This is a genomic window from Orlajensenia leifsoniae (assembly GCF_004570845.1).
In the GTDB taxonomy this organism is placed as follows: domain Bacteria; phylum Actinomycetota; class Actinomycetes; order Actinomycetales; family Microbacteriaceae; genus Orlajensenia; species Orlajensenia leifsoniae.
In genome coordinates this window covers 106810-123358 of record NZ_SPQZ01000001.1, presented here as the reverse complement: position 1 = coordinate 123358, position 16549 = coordinate 106810, and the positions used below count along the sequence as shown (strand labels likewise).

Below are 16549 nucleotides of genomic sequence, written 5' to 3'. Positions count from 1 at the left end.
ACTCACGGACTGCCGATCGTCATGACAGCCATCGCGTCGGAAGGGGCGCGGGTGTACTTTCGGAATTGTGCCGCTCGATCACTACGGCGTCCTGGCCGGCACCCTCACGAAGCATGTGCGGGACACTCCCGATGACCAGGGCCGCTGGTATCACGTCAACCTGCAGGTCTCGGCGCCGGCGGGCTCCTACCGCAGTGCCGTCGACGTGGACAGCAAGCAGTCCGCGGTGGGCGTGCAGTGGAAGGTGCTCGTGGTGCGACGACCGTCGATCCTCCCCGCTGGCGGCGCATCACCCGGCTACCACGAGCTCGCCCGGGCCAGGGACGCCGGCGCCCTCGACCACATCCGTCACCTCGCACTCGTCGACAATCCGGGCTGCCTGTTCATCGTGCGCCCACCGGGGTGGTTGTCCGGGCTGTTCCCTCGACGTCCGTGGATCGCCGGATCCAACCTCGAGGCGTCTGTGGACCTCGAGTCGATCCTCGAGATCGGCCGGCGCACGCTCGTCTGGGGCGAACCGTTCGAGACCGGCCTCGGCATGCACAACGTGCACCAGAACCAGGGAGACCCGATCGACTCGCAGTGGGCCGACTCCAACGGGATCTGGCAGGACGGCGCCGTCATGGTCGAGAGACCGGACGGTGACTACAACGCCTTCATCTCGAAGTTCACGTCGCAGTCGTCACGGACCGACGACGCCGGTCATCCGCTGTGACGCGTCAGAGCCAGCTGCGGCGTAGGGTTCAAGGATGACCGAGATGTCGAACGACGAGAAGCGCCACGACCAGCTCACGACCGCACCGAAGGCGACGGAGGCCGATGCGGCCCCGCGCATCGAGGTCGACGAGCTGCCGGACGGCACGACACGTATCGACATCGCCGACACCGCGGCAGTGCGCCCGGGTCGTCCGGCCGACCCCGCCTGACTCACACGCTGAGGCCCGGGCGCAGCTCGCGGTCGAAGCGCCGACCTCAGTCCCTGCCCACCCAGGCGGCCAGTTCCGTCAGGCAGTCGGTCCAGCCGGCGTCGTGTGCTGCTCGCGCCGCGTCGTGCGGCAGGCGCTCGTGCGTGACGGCGACCTCGGTCCCGGCATCCGTCACCCGGAAGTCGACCGTCACCACGGTGTCGTCGTCGTCGGTGAACCGCGACCGCCACGTGAACACCAGACGTCGCGGGCGATCGACCTCGAGGTAGGTGCCGCGGTGGAGCACGGGGGAACCGGGCATGTGCATGAGGATGCTGAACTCGCCGCCGACGCGCGCATCGGCTGACACCTCGGTGAGCGTCGCGTCGCCGGGTTGCATCCACGCCGCCAGGCTGCGCGGATCGGTCCAAGCGTCGAACAGCACCTCGGGCGAGGCCGCGATGATGCGCGAGACGACGAGGGCGGGGGTGGCCGAGTCGGCTGGGGCGTCGATGGTCACTCGGATGCCGCCTCTGCTGCCTCACCCGTCACGAACCTGTCGAGCGCCGCGAGCCTGTCGCTCCAGAAGCCGCGGTAGAACTCCATCCACGCCGCGGCCTCGGCCATCGGCACGGCGTTCAGGGAGAGCACATGATTGCGTCCCTGCACCGATCGGGTGACGAGCCCGGCGCTCTCGAGCACGCGCACGTGCTTCGAGACCGAATTGAGCGACATCGAGAAGTTGCTCGCCACATCCGTCACTCGCTCATCGGCTCGTGAGAGCCGCAACAGGATCTCGCGCCTGGTCGGATCGGAGACGGCGGCGAAGACCCGATCCAGCGTTGCCGACGTTGATTCACCCATGGGGGTGAATTTAGCATGTCAGATCAGGCGGCGCAGGGCCTCGTCGACGGAGATGCCCTGGGCACGCGCGGAGCGGCTGAGGCGTGCGTGCTCGTCGGCGCTCAGCTGAACGGTGACCGCGCGCAGCGGCTCGGCGGCGGGCTCGTCGTCGAAGAGCGAGAGCTGGGTCTTCGGCGGTGCGGATGCCGCAGCCGGGGGAGCGGCGACGGTCGAGGCCGGCGCTGCGGGAGCGGCGGCATCCGTCACCGCCGTGCCGGCACCGGGGAAGCCGGGCCCGCTCGGAACCGGACGACCGCGCTGGTAGGCCTCGGCCGCTGCGCGGGCGCGTTCGTCGGCGGCCTCGTTGAGAGGGTGGCCGGCGTGCCCCTTCACCCACTCGAACCTGTAGCGGCGGCCCGCGATGGCGGCGTCGAGCTCCTGGATCAGCTCGAGGTTCATGACCGGCTTGCCATCGCCCTTGCGCCAGCCCTTGCGCTTCCAGCCGGGCATCCACTTGGTGACCGAGTTGATGACGTACTGGCTGTCGCAGAGGATGAGCAGGTCCTCGTCGAGGTGGGCGGTGGAACGGAACAGCTCGAGCACGGCGGTGAGCTCGCCGATGTTGTTGGTGGCGTGCTTCCAACCGCCGGCGGCCCACGCGTTGTCGTCGACGTACCAGGACCAGCCCGCCGGACCGGGGTTGCCGAGGGCGGAGCCGTCAGCGGCAGCGGTGATCGTCACGGGGGAGCCTTCCGAAGGGGTCGAGCGCAAAGCTCCATGGTATTCGGGTGACGGCCGGGCGCCGCGCAGCAGTTGTGGCGGGAAAGCGTCGCTCAGAGCGACCAGAACTGCTGCGCGGGCGGCGTCGGCGTCGAGCTAGTCGTGCCGCGGCTTGCGGTACGGGCGGTCGCCGCCGTCGGAGTCGCGGTTCGCGCGCGACGGGCCGCCGCTGTCGGGGCGCAGCTCGATGAGCTTGCCCGAGATGCGGGTTCCACTCAGCTTCGACAGGGTGTCGTCGGAGAGACCGGCCGGAAGCTCGACGAGCGAGAAGTCGGGACGGATGTCGATGACCCCGAAGTCCTGACGGCTGAGGCCGCCCTCGTTCGCGAGCGCGCCGACGATCTGGCGCGGCTCGACCTTCTGGCGCTTGCCGATCGCGATGCGGTACATGGCCATCGGTCCGCTGCTCGGCCGCGAGCGACGCTCGGGGCGGTCTCCGCCTGCGCCGCGGTCGGCGTAGCGGTCCGGACGATCTCCGCGTCCGCCACGGTCGGTGCGGTCGCCACGGTCCCAGCGGTCGCCGCTGCGCGAACCGCCACGATCGCCGCGGTCGCCGCCGGCGCCGCGCTCGTTGCGCTCCTTCTCGCGCTCGAAGCGCTCGGCACGCTGCTGGGCGCGCTCGTCCTCGGCGGAGAGCAGCAGAGGAGTCTCACCCTGCGACACGATGGCGAGCGCCGCGGCCACATCGGCCTCGGGCACGTCGTGGTGCTCCACGTAGTGGGCGATGATGTCGCGGAAGCGGTCGAGCCGCTCCTGCTGTCCGAGGGCCTCGGTGATGGCGTCGTCGAAGCGGGCGAGGCGCGTGGCGTTCACGTCGTCGACGCTCGGCAGCTGCATCTGAGTGAGGGTCTGGCGGGTGGCCTTCTCGATGGAGGTCAGCATCCGTCGCTCGCGCGGCGTCACGAAGCTGATCGCCTCACCACTGCGACCGGCGCGACCGGTGCGGCCGATGCGGTGCACGTACGACTCGGTGTCGATGGGGAGGTCGAAGTTGACCACGTGCGAGATGCGCTCGACGTCGAGGCCTCGAGCTGCGACATCCGTCGCCACCAGGATGTCGAGCTTGCCCGACTTCAGCTGGTTGACCGTGCGCTCGCGCTGGGCCTGCACGACGTCGCCGTTGATGGCCGCGGCGGAGTAGCCCCGGGCGCGCAGCTTCTCGGCCAGGGTCTCGGTCTCGTTCTTGGTGCGGGTGAAGATGATCATGCCCTCGAAGTTCTCGACCTCGAGGATGCGCGTGAGGGCGTCGACCTTCTGCGGGTACGACACCACCAGGTAGCGCTGCGTGATGGTGGAGGAGGTCGTGGTCTTGGTCTTGACCGTGATCTCCTCGGGGTTCTTCAGGTACTGGGCCGAGATGCGGCGGATGGCGGCGGGCATCGTGGCCGAGAACAGAGCCACCTGCTTCTCGTCGGGAGTGTCGGCGAGGATCGTCTCGACGTCTTCCGCGAAGCCCATCTTGAGCATCTCGTCGGCCTCGTCGAGCACGAGGTACTTGAGCTCGGTGAGGTCGAGGGTGCCCTTCTCGAGGTGGTCCATGATGCGACCCGGGGTGCCGACGACGATGTGCACGCCGCGACGGAGGGCCGAGAGCTGCACGCCGTAGCCCTGGCCGCCGTAGACGGGGAGCACGTGCACGCCGCGCACGTGGGACGCGTACTTCTCGAACGCCTCGCAGACCTGCAGGGCGAGCTCGCGGGTCGGGGCGAGCACGAGGGCCTGCACGGACTTCTGCGAGACGTCGAGGTTCGAGAGGATGGGCAGCGCGAACGCCGCGGTCTTGCCGGTTCCGGTCTGAGCGGTGCCGAGCACGTCGCGACCGGCGAGAAGCGGCGGGATGGTGGCCGCCTGGATCGCGGACGGGGTCTCGTAGCCGACGTCTTTGAGGGCCTTGAGCACGGCGTCTGAGAGGCCGAGATCGGTGAAGGTAGGCTCGGCGGGGGTGGTGTCCGCCTCGCTCTGCGGGGTGGAGTCAGGGGACGTCATGGTTCCAACGGTACCGCGCCCCGCTGTGCAGCGGTGGTGAGGCCTCCTCCGCTCGGTGAGCCCGCGCCGTACGTGCGGCATCCGGTGCTTGGATGGAGCCATGGCTGAGACGGATGACTCACTCCCCGGCTTCGCACGCTTCAGGCGTGTGATCCTCGATCGTGGCGGTGCGACGGATGCCGCATCCGAGAGTGCAGCACCCGCCGATGCAGAGCCCGACGCCGAGCACCCGACCCAGGTGCAGCCTCCGGGCTGGCCGCACGAGGCCGGGCCGTTCGACGAGCCGCCCACCGAGCCGATCGTGCTCGACGAGGACGAACTGCCCTGGGAACTGCGGGACGCAGCGCCTCCGACCGGGGACTAGCGCCGAACACCCTGTTGACGAGCGGATGCCGCGAGCGGGACGATGGTGCCATCGACGCGGGCACGGCTGCCTGCGCCTGCACGCGGTGAGCGACGGGCGCTCATCGGAGCACCCGACCCTCGAGGGGCAGGCACGATGGAGACACGACCGCGACCACTCGTCCTCATCCGAGGCTTCGGCGGCCTCGACATCGAGGACGACAGGCGCAACGCCTACCAGGGCTTCAACGACGGAACCGTCTATCCGGGCAAGCGCGGACAGAACTACATCTACGAGGGCTTCGTCATCAAGGCCCTCAAGTCGTCGGAGCACCGGTACAACGACGCCACCGACGTCATCGGCTACTACCCGTCCGCCGTCGAGGGACCGACGGAGATCGCGGGATGGAACCCCGAGTTCGTGAAGGGCTCCATCGTCATCGACCCCCGCATGGTCGACGACCACGAGGGCTGGAACACCCGCGGAACGATCTGGGTGTTCCGCTACTACGACCTGAACCCGCGCAACATCGACACCTTCGCCGAGGGTCTCGTGCAGCTCATCGAGCGCATCAGGTACCTTGCCGAGCGCAACGGCGAGGAGGAATTCGACGGGGTCGACGTCATCGCCCACAGCATGGGCGGGCTCGTCATGGTGCAGGCCATGCGACTGCTGCACGAGGCGGCCGTGAAGAAGGACCCGAGCGTGACGCAGGGGGCGGCTGAGTCCATCCATCGCGCCATCACCCTGGGCACCCCGCATCGCGGAATCGCCTTTCAACGGATGCCGGAGGCCTTCCTCTCCTTCGTGCACGTGAAGGCGGCGAGCGAACTCGGCGCCTTCGACCCGACGAGCACGGAATTCCTCGGCGTGCCGACCTGGTTCCCGTTGTCGAGACTGCTCACGGTCGTCGGAACGAACTACCGCGACTACAACATCAAGATCTCCTCGGCGGGCAACAGGCTCGCCAGCCTGCTCGCCGGAGACGGCATGACCTACAACCGCAGCGACGGACTGGTGAAGCAGGCGGCCGCCCAGCTGCCGGGAGCGCCGAGAACGTTCGTGCACAAATGCCACGGCGGAACCGACTCTCTGGTGACCAGTCGCGAGGCCTACGAGATCGCCATGCGGTTCTTCCACGGCACCCACAGCATCCGTCTCTCGCTCGATGCCGCCAGGATCAACGGAGACGAGAAGGACTTCTTCGGCCGCAGCGAGTTCTTCTTCGGAGTGACGGTCAAGCCGCGGTTCGTCGATTTCTCCCTGTTCGAGCAGTCGGCGGCCGCCGAGAACTGCTACGGGCCGTTCCGCACCGTCGACCTGAGCGACGACGGGCCGGGAGCGCTGCCGACCGCGTTGAGTCAGCCTCTTGCCGCATCCGACAGGGCGATGGGCTGGGCGGGTGACGGCCGGCTCATCTGGGAGGGCTGGATCGACGCGAACGCCAACCCGAAGGCGCCCGACATGGTCTTCCGTCTCGACGTCTACGTGGCCGAGCGCGACACCCTCGGCATCGGCTTCTCCGACAACGTGATCTTCGCCGGCCAGTACTGGCTCCAGGTGATCAAGGGCGCGCACCCGGTCATCTTCATCCACACCACCGAGCAGACGCTCAAGCTGACGAGCGGTCTGACCGACGCGGATGCCGAGACGGTGATCGACCCGCGCATCAGCCGGGCGACGGAGGACGCGACTCCCGAGAACGCCGCAGCGGCAGGGTGGACCTTCCCTGTCGGAGGCCCGAACTTCGCGGCGACGCTGCGCCTCGAGGTCGCCGCATCGGACCAGGCCGCGTAGGGACTCGGTGCCCCATGCGGTGACGGCATCCGATCGGCGCGCATGAATGCGCCCCCTTCGGGAGGTACGGACACGCCCGCCGAACCGATAACTTCGTCAGCATGCCTACCCGGGGAATCATCAGCATGCGCTCGCTCAGGATCCCCGTGCTCACGGCCACGGTCGCGCTTCTCGGCGGGCTGCTCGCCCCCGTGCCGGCCGCGATCGCCGATGACCTGGCGACGGATGCCGCCGTGCACGTCGTCGGCACCCTCGTCGTCATCCAGGCCGAGGAGTCGCCCTCCCCGGTGACGCCGCCGCAGGCCGTGACGGATGCCGCACCCACGCTCGGGGCGCACGTGCTCCTGCCCGACGGTGCCTCCGTGCCCATCGACGGAGACCTCATCCCCGCGGATGCCGCATCCGGCGCACCCGTCGACGTCGTGGCAGCGCCCAGCGCCGAGGTGCTCGCCGACGCCGGCGTCGCGGCATCCGGAACCGTCGCAGCAGACTCCGCCGAGGGTCAGCAGATCGTCGAGGCCGCCGTCGTCGCCGACGACCCCCTGACCGTCGTCGCGGGCGAGATCGGCGCCGTCGAGGTGCAGGCAGCGGCCGCAGCGCACACCATCGACGTCGCCGTCGTCTCCAACGGCTCGACAGCGACGGCCGCCAAGACCGACGACTACGTGAAGAAGGTGGTGGCGAAGGTCGGAGCGTTCTGGTCGGAGCAGTCGGCCGGCAAGGTGCCCGCGATCACCCTCACCACGATCAAGCGCTACTCATCGGCGAAGGGCTGCGGCACCGAGAATTCGACCATCGCCCTCTGGGACGAGGCCGCGAAGAAGTTCGGCCACTCGGGCGGAGCGAACGACTACGTGGGGGCGGCCACGAAGCACCTGTTCGTCATCAGTCCGCCGTCGTGCGCGGTCAGTTTCAACGGCCTCGGATCGATCGGGAACGGTGTCGGGAACGGTGGCGTGGTCTGGGCGGCCTTCGACGGCGGCGACGGGTCGGGAGACGAGCTGACCCTCGCCCACGAGATCGGCCACAACTTCTCGCTCAATCACTCGAACGTGCAGCAGTGCACCTACCCCGAGTCCGACGTCAAGATCGTGGGATCGTCGTACGGCTCGACGTCGTGCTTCGAGGACTCCTACGCCGACCTCTACGACGTGATGGGCATGTCGTTCGTGGTCAACGACGGCACGACTCTGCACGGGAACGACAACACCCCTGCCCTCAACGCGATCTCCAAGCTGAGACTCGGTCTCATCTCGGCGACGGACGCCCCGGTCCTGACGGCGACGACTCCGACCACGACCAGCTATACGCTCGCTGGAGCCTCTGCCCTGTCGGGGCGCCGCGCGCTGAAGATCGTCGACCCGGTCTCGAACGAGCGCTACTACGTCGAGTACCGCAATGCCCAGGGGCGCGACGCCGGCTCGCTGTACTCGCGCTTCGCGGATCCGCCCGCCCACTGGTCGATCGCCGCGATGGGCCCGGGCATCCGCGTCCTCAAGGCCGGCCCAGGAGGGGCGACCTCCGTCGTCATCCCCGACAGCACGGCGAGCAGCCGGCGCCTCGCGTTCGTCGCCGGACGCACCTTCACCTCGCGCACAGGTGGCCTGAAGATCACGGTGTCGTCGCTGACGACCTCGGTCGCCACCGTCGCCGTGAAGCTCACTCCGCCGCTCGCGGCCTTTGCTGGCACCAGCCCGCCCGCGGTCTCCGGCAATCGACAGGTGGGGCAGACCCTCACGGCAACCGCGGGAAGCGGCTGGACACCCGCCCCGGCGACGCTGACCTACAAGTGGATGCGCAACGGCGCAGCCATCTCCGGCGCCACCTCGAGCATTTACGTGCCGGTGGCGGCAGACGTCGGCACACTCACGACCGTCGCTGTGACGGGGGCGAAGGCCGGGTACGCGACCAAGACCTGGACGTCGACGACAACGATCAAGACCGTTGCCGACACGGCCTTCGCCGGAGAGAAGCTCCCGGTCGTCTCGGGCACCCGCGCAGCAGGGAAGACCCTCACCGTGACTCCGGGCGCCGGCTGGACGCCGACGCCGACGTCGTACACCTACCGCTGGTACCGCGGCTCCGCGCTCATCGCCGGAGCCACGGAGGCGAGCTACACCCAGAAGCCCGACGACATCGGAGCCATCGTGACGGCATCCGTCACCGCCGTGAAGACCGGGATCACGAGTCGGAGCTACCGTTCAGCCACCGCGGCCAAGACCACCGGCGCGTTCAGCGGATCCGCCGTGCCCACGATCGCGGGCGACCCGTTCGTCACGCGAACGCTCACGGCGAGGCCGAGCACGGCGTGGGTGCCGACTCCGACGTCGTACGCGTACCAGTGGTACCGGAACGGCACCGCGATCTCGAAGGCCACGGCCAGGACCCACGTCGTCGTGACTGCCGACAAGGGGGCGAAGCTGACCGTGCGGGTGACCGCCGTGAAGGCCGGGGTCACCTCACGCGCCGGAGTCAGCGCGCCGACGGCCACCATCGCGGCTCTCAAGTCGTTCACCGGAAAAGCCCTCCCGACGGCCAAGGGCACGCGCGCGGTGGGTTCGACACTGACCGCGCTCTCCGGCTCCGACTGGTCGCCCAAGAAGGCGCCCACCACGTTCACCTATCGCTGGTACCGCGGCACCGTGGCCATCAGTGGGGCCACGGGCAAGACCTACACGCAGGTCACGGCCGATGTCGGCAAGGTCATCCGCGTGAAGGTGACCGCCGTGCGCTACGGCTACGCCTCCAAGAGCGGGTACTCGTCGACGACGGCCGCGAAGACGGTCAGGTAGCGGGCGATTCGGTCTCGGCTGGCGGTGCCGCGGTCTCGGGCTCGGCCTCGGTCTCCATCTCGACGACGACGGACTTCGGCCTCCCGCCCGTGCGGCTCCTGCCCTCGATCTGCGCCGCGACGGCCTCGATGTCGTCGGCGAGCCAGACCACGCCGCGGGCGAGGGGCTCCGGCAGGATCGACGGCACTCCGCCCGTGGCACCGGCGTCGCGATGGCTGAGCCAGACCCGCACGGTCGAGGTCGAGACGCCGAACCTGGCGGCGACGTCAGCAACGGTGAGCAGGGCTGGGCGATCCTCGTTCGGCATGAGGGCGATCGTAGCGCTGTCAACCCCTGTCAGCCGGCGAGCGGTGAACCTAGCGTCGAGGGAGCGCCCCGATGACGGAGGCCCCCGCCCGAGCAAGGAGCACGGACATGACCGACACGACCGAAGATCCCCGAATCCGCATCGTCGAACTCGCTCGGAAGATCCCGATCGCCATGCTCACGACCATCGATGGCGAAGGCCACGTCGTGAGTCGCCCGATGTCACCCCAGGAGATCACCGACGAGGGCGTGATCTGGATCATCGCCGAGGCCGACTCCCGCGATGCCGCCGAGATCAGCCTGAACCCGAGCGTGGGCGTCTCCCTCACCAGCGGGTCGTCGTTCGTGTCGTTCTCCGGAACGGCGGAGGTGGTGACGGATGCCGCCAAGCTGCACGAGCTCTGGAACCCGGCCGTGGAGGCCTGGCTCCCCGACGGTCCGGACAGCCCGCAGGCCGTGCTGTTCAAGGTCTCGGCGGAGAGCGGCGAGTACTGGGATTCCCCCGGAGGGCGCATCGCGACGGTCATCAGCTTCGTCAAGGCGAAGCTGACGGGCGAGCGCTACGACGGCGGAGAGAACGAGACGGTGTCGCTGCCCTGAGAGAACTCTGGTAGCCGTATTGTCAGCGGAATAGCGGCTGATCATCAGGCGTTCTTGTCATCGTAGGGCGAACGAAGTCAAGACTCCCCAGCAGCCCTCGGAAGGCAGGGAAACCCCGTGAGACGTGTGAACGAAGAAGTCGAGCTCGAGAAGGGCGTCGTCACCAAGTACCGGCGACACTCCAACGGCGGCGGATTCGTCTCGCCCAAGGCGCATGTGGACGCTACGGCGTACGTGGCGTCGACCGCTTATGTCGAGAACGGCGCGAGCATCGGGCGCGACGCCTGGGTGGGCGCAGGCAGTTGGATCGACCGCGACGCCATGCTCGGCGCGCACGCATTCATCGGCGCCAACGTGCACATCGGTGCCGGAGCAGTCGTCAGCGACAGCGCTCGCATCGGAAGCCATTCGCGCATCGGCGCGAACGCGCGCATCGTCGCCGGGCACCACCTCGAGCGCGACGCCATGATCCCCGACAACGCCGTGGTCGGCGGCACCGACGGCCCCAAGACCCGCTACGTGCGGGCGGCCTGAGCGATTCCGACGCGAGGCCGGTCTGGCGAAAACCCGACCGGCCTCCGACGGAATGCCGCACTATCGATTTAGGGTGTCGGTGTGTGGCGCCTCGACCGAAAGACTGACGACGATTCTGATCAGACGTCGTCGAACCTTCCCCCTGCCCAAGTGACTGCACCGCACGCCGTCACCACGGGCGATCCGGCTGAACGTCCGGCGAACATCGCCGAGCCCGAGTGGCAGCGCTGGCGCGACGAACTCGCCGCCATCGGCGGGCGTTCCCCGCTGCTCCACTTCGACGACCAGCCGCGCACGCGCATCGAGCTGAGCGTCACGCACCCCGGAGGACTCCCGCAGTTCATCACGGGCAAGACCGTGCTGTTGTCCAGCCTCATCCGCGACGAACTCGCCCTGCGGAACGCCCGGCTCGCCGCCGGCGCCATCACGCAGAAGGGCATCGAGCTGCGCTCCATGCGCGGCATCGAGAGCGTGCACCTCGGCATCGGCCTCGCCCAGTGGACTCACGACGACGTCGAGTACCTCGCCCCGGTGCTGCTGCGCCCTCTCGCCATCCGCCGCTACGGTCGTGACTTCGAGCTGAAGCTCAAGGGCGCGCCGTTCCTGAACCCGGAACTCGCCCACGCCCTCAAGGAGCAGTTCCAGATCACCCTCGACGCCGACGCCTTCGTGGCTCTCGCCGTCTCGAACGGCGACTTCAAGCCCCAGCCCGTCATCGATCGTCTCCGCGGCCTCACCTCGCACCTGGCGTGGTTCAGCGTCGCCCCTCGCCTCGTGGTCTCGTCGTTCTCCGACGTCGGTCGTCGCATGACGACGGATGCCGCCAAGCTCGACCACCCCGTCATCGACGCCGTCGCGGGCAATCCCGCGGCCCGCGAGCGCATCGAGAGTGCCTACAACCCCGTGCAGGCCATGGGCCAGGACTCGCGCCCGCCGGCGACGGACGTGCTGCTGCTCGACGCCGACCCCGAGCAGGAGAACGTCGTCGCGCAGATCTCCGCCGGCAACTCCCTCGTCGTGAAGACGCTGCCGGGCACCGGCGGCACCCAGACGATCGTCAACGCCCTCGGCACCCTCATCGGCCAGCACAAGCGCGTTCTCGTCGTGAGTGCGCGCCGCGCGAGCCTCGAGGGCATCGCCCACAGGCTCGGACAGGTGGGCCTTCCCGGCGCCGCCGTGTCGGCCCGCACCCTGCGCCGCGACCTGATGCTGTCGATCGGTCGCAACGAGAAGGCCGAACGGCCCCAGGTGAGCGACGTCGACGACGCCCTCGTGCGCCTGCGCAAGGTCCTCCTCGACTACCGTGGCGCTCTGACACGCCGGGACCCCGCCCTGGGTGTCTCGGTTCTCGATGCCCTGGGCGAGCTCACCCGGCTGTCTCTGCTGCCCACCCCGCCCGCCACGACGGCACGCCTCGACCACTCCTCCATCGTCGCCCTCGCCGGCGACCGCGCCGGTGCCGCCGCCGCCCTCATCAAGGCCGCTGCGTTGGGCGAGTTCCGCTACGGCCCGGGCGACTCGCCCTGGTACGGCGCATCCTTCACCTCGACCCAGGACGCCGACAACGCCCACGCGCTCGCGAAGCGCCTGAACACGCAGGAGCTGCCGCGCCTCATCGAGCGCGCGAACGCCCTCGTCGGCCAGACCCGTCTGCGGCCGTTCGAGTCGATCGCCGAGCTCGGCATCTACCTGCGCCTGCTCCTCGACATCCGCGAGACGCTCGACAAGTTCCAGCCCTCGGTCTACGACCGCTCGCTGGTCGAGCTCATCGCAGCCACCTCCACCCGCCGCGACGCCCCCGAGATGACCGGCGCCAACCGCCGCCGCCTCAAGAAGCTGGCCCAGGAGTACCTGCGGCCCGGCGTGCACGTCACCGACATGAACGAGGCGCTTCGCCGCGTGCAACAGCAACGCACCCTCTGGCAGCGCTACGTTGTGGCGGGCTCGACGCCGGCCGTCCCCGTCGGCATCGCCGATGTGCATGTCGCCTACCAGCGCGTCACGGAGGACCTCGCTCGTCTCGACGCTCCCCTCGGCACCGCCGGCACCCCGCGCCAGCTCGCCTCGCGTCCCACGCGCGAACTGATCTACACGATGTCCGGCCTCGCGGCGGAGTCCGAGGTGCTCGCCAACCTGCAGGAGCGCACGGCCCTGCTGGCGCACCTCCGCGACCTGAACCTCGACCCGCTGCTCACCGACCTGTCGCGCCGCCACGTCGCCGAGGAGGACGTCGTCTCCGAGCTCGAACTCGCCTGGTGGCAGTCCGTGCTCGAGTCGATGCTCGCCGGCGACAAGGCCCTCCTGAACGCCAACACCGGCGTCCTCGACAGGCTCGAGGCCGACTTCAAGCTCGTCGACGAGGCCCATGCCTCGGCATCCGGCGGCCTGCTCGCGGCCCTGCTCGCCGAGACCTGGAAGATCGGCGTCGTCGACTGGCCCGAGGAGGCCGACCAGCTGCGTCGCCTGCTGCGCTCCGATCGCACGAACCCCCGCAACCTCCACCTGGCCGCTCCCCATCTCGGGAAGGTCGTCGCGCCGGTGTGGCTGGCCTCGCCCTACGACGTGGCCGAGATCACCGACGACATCGTCTTCGACACCGTGCTCCTCGTCGATGCCGGCGCCACCAGCTTCGCCGAGAACCTGGGCGCCATCCGTCGCGGAAAGCAGATCGTCGCGTTCGGTGACCCGGTGACCCAGACGCCGTCGCTGTTCGACACCGGCATCCGTGGAGCGGCGGATGCCGCAGCCGACGCACCCGAGGGTCCGGGCGTCGACGCCCTGCACGCCGATTCGGCTCTGGCACGCCTCGGCGAACTGCTGCCGACCCTCACCCTCACGCGCAGCTACCGAGCCGGGGGAGAGGACCTCGCCGAGCTCGTCAACCGCCGCTTCTACGCCGGACGCATCGACGCCCTCCCGTGGGCCGGAAGCTTCCTCGGACACGGCAGCCTCAACCTGCACTACGTCGTCGGCGGCCACGGCATGCCCGACAACGAGAGCGGGGCCGTCGAGAGCGTCGACGCCGAGGTGGCGAAGGTCGTGGAGCTCGTCATCGACCACGCCGTCAAGCGTCCTCGCGAGTCGCTCATGGTGATCACGGCATCCGGCCGTCACGCCGTGCGCGTGCACCAGGCGGTGCTCGCCGCGTTCGCGAAGCGCACCGACCTGTCGAGCTTCATCCTCAACGACACAGCCGAGCCCTTCACCGTGCTCACTCTCGAGCAGGCGACGGCCCAGAGCCGCGACAGGGTCATCTTCTCGATCGGCTACGGGCGCACCCCGCACGGCCGCCTGCTGTCGAACTTCGGCGCCCTGGGAGAGGCGGGCGGCGACCGCCTGCTGGCCGTGGGCATGACCCGCGCCCGTCGGGCCATGGACATCGTCTCCTGCTTCACTCCCAGCGACATCGACGAGGACCGCCGCAGGCATGGCATCCTCGCCCTCGCCCAGGTGCTCGAGCAGATCGACCTCGCCGAGTCCACCCCGCCGACGGCCATCGCGAGCGAGGCGATGCTCATCGACCTCGCTGAGCGCCTGCGTGTGCGCGGCGTCACCGTCGAGCTCGGCCACCGCGAGAAGCTCGCCCTGGCCGCATCGTTCCGGGGCAAGGCACTGGTCGTCGAGACAGACGCCGTGGTCGGCACGATGAGCCTGCGCGAGTCGCTGCGGCTGCGCCCCGACGTGCTGCGGCGCCTCGGCTGGCACTACCTGCGCGTGCACGCCTTCGAGCTGTTCGCCGATCCGGATGCCGTCGCCACACGCATCGCCGGCCTCCTCGGCGCGCCGACCGCTGTGGTGCCCGGAATCGACACCGAGACCGCACCCATCTCCATCGTGTCGCCCTCAGGACTGCGCTGAGTCCTGCCACCGGACGCCCGGCGTAGGCTGGACGACGTGACAGACGAGGGCCCCAGACAGCACGTTCAGAAGCACGGCACACGCAATCGTCGTGCCCGTCTGACCGCCGTCGAGGGCACCGATACGAGCCCGGAGTCTCCGGTCGAGCGCGACGAGCCGCCTGCGTCATCCGGCCCGGCCGGACCCAACGACGAGCGGCTCAAGCGCGACCGACCGCCGCACTGGTAGGCGGCACGGCTCGGCTCGGCACGGCTCGGCTCGGCACGACTCGGCCCTGACTCGTCCGTCAGGTCCGGCGGATGCCGCTCAGTCGCGGGTTCGAGCCTGGGCGGCGAGAAGGTCGCGGATGTCGCTGAGGATGTCGAGCTCGGTGTCCGGGGCATCCGGCTCGGACACGCCGGCCTTGCGTCGGCGCTCCTGGGCTTCCTTGAGCTTGTTGATCGGAAGCACGAAGACGAAGTAGACGACTGCCGCCACGATTAGGAACGTGATGACCGACCCGATGACGGCGCCGAACTTCACCTCCGCAGACCCTGTGGGCAGGGCGATGGTCCAGACCAGCGACTCGTCGAGGCTCTCGGCCTTGAACAGCGCGCCGATCAGCGGGTTGAACAGGTTCGTGACGATGGAGTTGACCACCGCTGTGAAGGCGGCACCGATGACGACGGCGACGGCCAGATCGATGACATTGCCTCGGAGGATGAATTCCCGGAATCCCTTGAGCACGTGCTTCCCCTCGTCGAGTGTTGAGCGTTTCTCCATCGAGGCTATGACGAGGAGGAGCCCGACGTCGAACCCGAGCCGGACGAACCGGACGAGCCGGACGACGAGGACGACGACCCTGACGAACCTGACGACGAGGACGACGACCCCGACGAGGAGCTGGTCGATCCCGTGACGCTCCCGGCACCCGACGACTTCGAGCCGCCGGAGCCTCCGGTGGCCCCTGCACGGGAATCGTTGCGGTAGAAGCCGGAGCCGTTGAAGGTCACGCCGATGGTGTTGAACACCTTGCGGAGTCGCCCGCCGCAGACCTCGCAGATCGACAGGCTGTCATCGGTGAAGGACTGCTGGATGTCGAAGGCGTTGTCGCACTCCGTGCAGCGGTAAGAGTAGGTGGGCACTGGGTCTCCGTGCTGTGTGGTGCTCGTGGATCAGGGGAAGTCAGAAAGCGAGGATGCGCGTCGGCGTGACGGCCCCGTCGACGGGGGAGTCGTGACGCTCGCGGGGCACCACGTCGACGACCTCGGAGTCGAAGACGACGGCATACACCGGAGGACAATTCTGCATCGATCCCAGCGTCTTGTCGAAATAGCCCCGGCCCCAGCCCATGCGCATGCCCGTCGAGTCGACGGCGGATGCCGGCACGATGATGAGGTCGACGTCGTTGATCGCGATGGGGCCGAGCAGTTCGCCGACGGCCTCGGGCATCCCGTAGATGCCCTCGGTCTCCGCCTGCTCCTCGCCGACGGTCCAGTCGAGCAGGCCGTCCTGCCGGCTGATCGGGAACAGCACCCTGATGCCCTGGGACTCCGCCCAGTTGATGTACGGGCGGGTGTTCGGCTCTGTCGGGAGTGAGAGGTAGCAGGCGATGGAGCGGGCCGACAGGTCGATCGTGATGGCCTCGAGGTTCTCGGTGAACCCGGCCGTCGCCGCCTCCCGTTCCCGGGTCGACATGTTCTGCCGGCGTTCGCGGTGCTCGGCGCGCAGGGCGCGCTTCTGATGAGCTGCGTCGGATGCCATGGCCCCAGTCTAGGCGCGGCCATGTTACGAGCAGATGAGCATCGCGTATGCGGGACGATACC

Annotated in this window: 17 protein-coding genes; 9 read left to right on the top strand and 8 right to left on the bottom strand. The window is 69.0% G+C overall.

Annotated elements, in window-relative coordinates; all coding sequences use genetic code 11:
• The first annotated feature begins 67 nt into the window (after positions 1–67).
• Positions 68–715, top strand: a complete 648-nt coding sequence (locus E4M00_RS00620; protein ID WP_135118642.1) for a DUF2278 family protein — start codon at positions 68–70, stop codon at positions 713–715.
• A gap of 34 nt (positions 716–749) precedes the next feature.
• Positions 750–926, top strand: coding sequence for a hypothetical protein (locus E4M00_RS17735; protein ID WP_167756772.1), 177 nt, complete (start codon positions 750–752; stop codon positions 924–926).
• Positions 927–972: 46 nt separating this feature from the next.
• Here E4M00_RS17735 and E4M00_RS00615 read toward each other — a convergent pair whose 3' ends face one another.
• The 4 genes from E4M00_RS00615 to E4M00_RS00600 all read right to left on the bottom strand — a co-directional run bounded on the left by E4M00_RS00615 (position 973) and on the right by E4M00_RS00600 (position 4514).
• Entirely contained in the window at positions 973–1425 is a 453-nt protein-coding gene (locus E4M00_RS00615; RefSeq protein ID WP_167756776.1) for an SRPBCC family protein, read from the bottom strand.
• Positions 1422–1769: an ArsR/SmtB family transcription factor gene (locus tag E4M00_RS00610; RefSeq protein WP_135118640.1), complete on the bottom strand. Its 348-nt coding sequence runs from the start codon at positions 1767–1769 to the stop codon at positions 1422–1424. The genes E4M00_RS00615 and E4M00_RS00610 overlap by 4 nt, the downstream gene beginning before the upstream one ends.
• An 18-nt stretch (positions 1770–1787) precedes the next feature.
• Positions 1788–2489 carry an RNase H family protein gene (locus tag E4M00_RS00605; RefSeq protein WP_135118639.1) on the bottom strand — a complete coding sequence of 234 codons (702 nt, stop codon included), beginning with the start codon at positions 2487–2489 and terminating at the stop codon, positions 1788–1790.
• A gap of 135 nt (positions 2490–2624) precedes the next feature.
• On the bottom strand, positions 2625–4514 hold the full coding sequence (locus tag E4M00_RS00600) for a DEAD/DEAH box helicase (RefSeq protein WP_135118638.1): 1890 nt from the start codon (positions 4512–4514) through the stop codon (positions 2625–2627).
• A gap of 100 nt (positions 4515–4614) precedes the next feature.
• Here E4M00_RS00600 and E4M00_RS00595 point away from each other — a divergent pair, with 100 nt between their 5' ends.
• The 3 genes from E4M00_RS00595 to E4M00_RS00585 all read left to right on the top strand — a co-directional run bounded on the left by E4M00_RS00595 (position 4615) and on the right by E4M00_RS00585 (position 9446).
• Positions 4615–4878 carry a hypothetical protein gene (locus E4M00_RS00595; protein WP_135118637.1) on the top strand — a complete coding sequence of 88 codons (264 nt, stop codon included), beginning with the start codon at positions 4615–4617 and terminating at the stop codon, positions 4876–4878.
• Positions 4879–5013: 135 nt separating this feature from the next.
• Positions 5014–6654, top strand: coding sequence for an esterase/lipase family protein (locus E4M00_RS00590; protein WP_167756775.1), 1641 nt, complete (start codon positions 5014–5016; stop codon positions 6652–6654).
• Positions 6655–6755: 101 nt separating this feature from the next.
• The gene (locus E4M00_RS00585) at positions 6756–9446 is read left to right on the top strand and encodes a reprolysin-like metallopeptidase (RefSeq protein WP_135118635.1); all 2691 of its coding nucleotides are present in this window, start codon (positions 6756–6758) and stop codon (positions 9444–9446) included.
• On the opposite strand, the gene E4M00_RS17730 is transcribed toward E4M00_RS00585, so the two are convergent.
• Positions 9439–9753 (bottom strand): helix-turn-helix transcriptional regulator, encoded by a 315-nt coding sequence (locus E4M00_RS17730; protein WP_167756774.1) that lies wholly within the window; start codon positions 9751–9753, stop codon positions 9439–9441. The two genes, E4M00_RS00585 and E4M00_RS17730, sit on opposite strands and share 8 nt — an antisense overlap.
• A gap of 107 nt (positions 9754–9860) precedes the next feature.
• Between E4M00_RS17730 and E4M00_RS00575 the strand changes: the two genes are divergently transcribed.
• The 4 genes from E4M00_RS00575 to E4M00_RS00560 all read left to right on the top strand — a co-directional run bounded on the left by E4M00_RS00575 (position 9861) and on the right by E4M00_RS00560 (position 14972).
• Positions 9861–10352, top strand: coding sequence for a pyridoxamine 5'-phosphate oxidase family protein (locus tag E4M00_RS00575; protein ID WP_135118633.1), 492 nt, complete (start codon positions 9861–9863; stop codon positions 10350–10352).
• 117 nt (positions 10353–10469) lie between these two features.
• Complete coding sequence (locus E4M00_RS00570; RefSeq protein ID WP_135118632.1) at positions 10470–10886, top strand: DapH/DapD/GlmU-related protein; 417 nt, start codon at positions 10470–10472, stop codon at positions 10884–10886.
• An 81-nt stretch (positions 10887–10967) separates the two neighbouring features.
• A complete protein-coding gene (locus E4M00_RS00565; protein WP_240036747.1) occupies positions 10968–14744 on the top strand; it encodes an AAA family ATPase in 3777 nt (1258 codons plus the stop codon).
• Positions 14745–14780: 36 nt separating this feature from the next.
• Entirely contained in the window at positions 14781–14972 is a 192-nt protein-coding gene (locus E4M00_RS00560) for a hypothetical protein (RefSeq protein ID WP_135118631.1), read from the top strand.
• Positions 14973–15050: 78 nt separating this feature from the next.
• Here E4M00_RS00560 and mscL read toward each other — a convergent pair whose 3' ends face one another.
• The 3 genes from mscL to E4M00_RS00545 are packed head-to-tail and all read right to left on the bottom strand — an operon-like array spanning position 15051 to position 16487.
• Complete coding sequence (gene mscL / locus E4M00_RS00555; protein ID WP_135119176.1) at positions 15051–15470, bottom strand: large conductance mechanosensitive channel protein MscL; 420 nt, start codon at positions 15468–15470, stop codon at positions 15051–15053.
• Between the two features lie 41 nt (positions 15471–15511).
• On the bottom strand, positions 15512–15868 hold the full coding sequence (locus E4M00_RS00550) for an FmdB family zinc ribbon protein (RefSeq protein WP_135118630.1): 357 nt from the start codon (positions 15866–15868) through the stop codon (positions 15512–15514).
• A 40-nt stretch (positions 15869–15908) separates the two neighbouring features.
• The gene (locus tag E4M00_RS00545) at positions 15909–16487 is read right to left on the bottom strand and encodes a 5-formyltetrahydrofolate cyclo-ligase (protein WP_135118629.1); all 579 of its coding nucleotides are present in this window, start codon (positions 16485–16487) and stop codon (positions 15909–15911) included.
• Between the last annotated feature and the right edge of the window lie 62 nt (positions 16488–16549).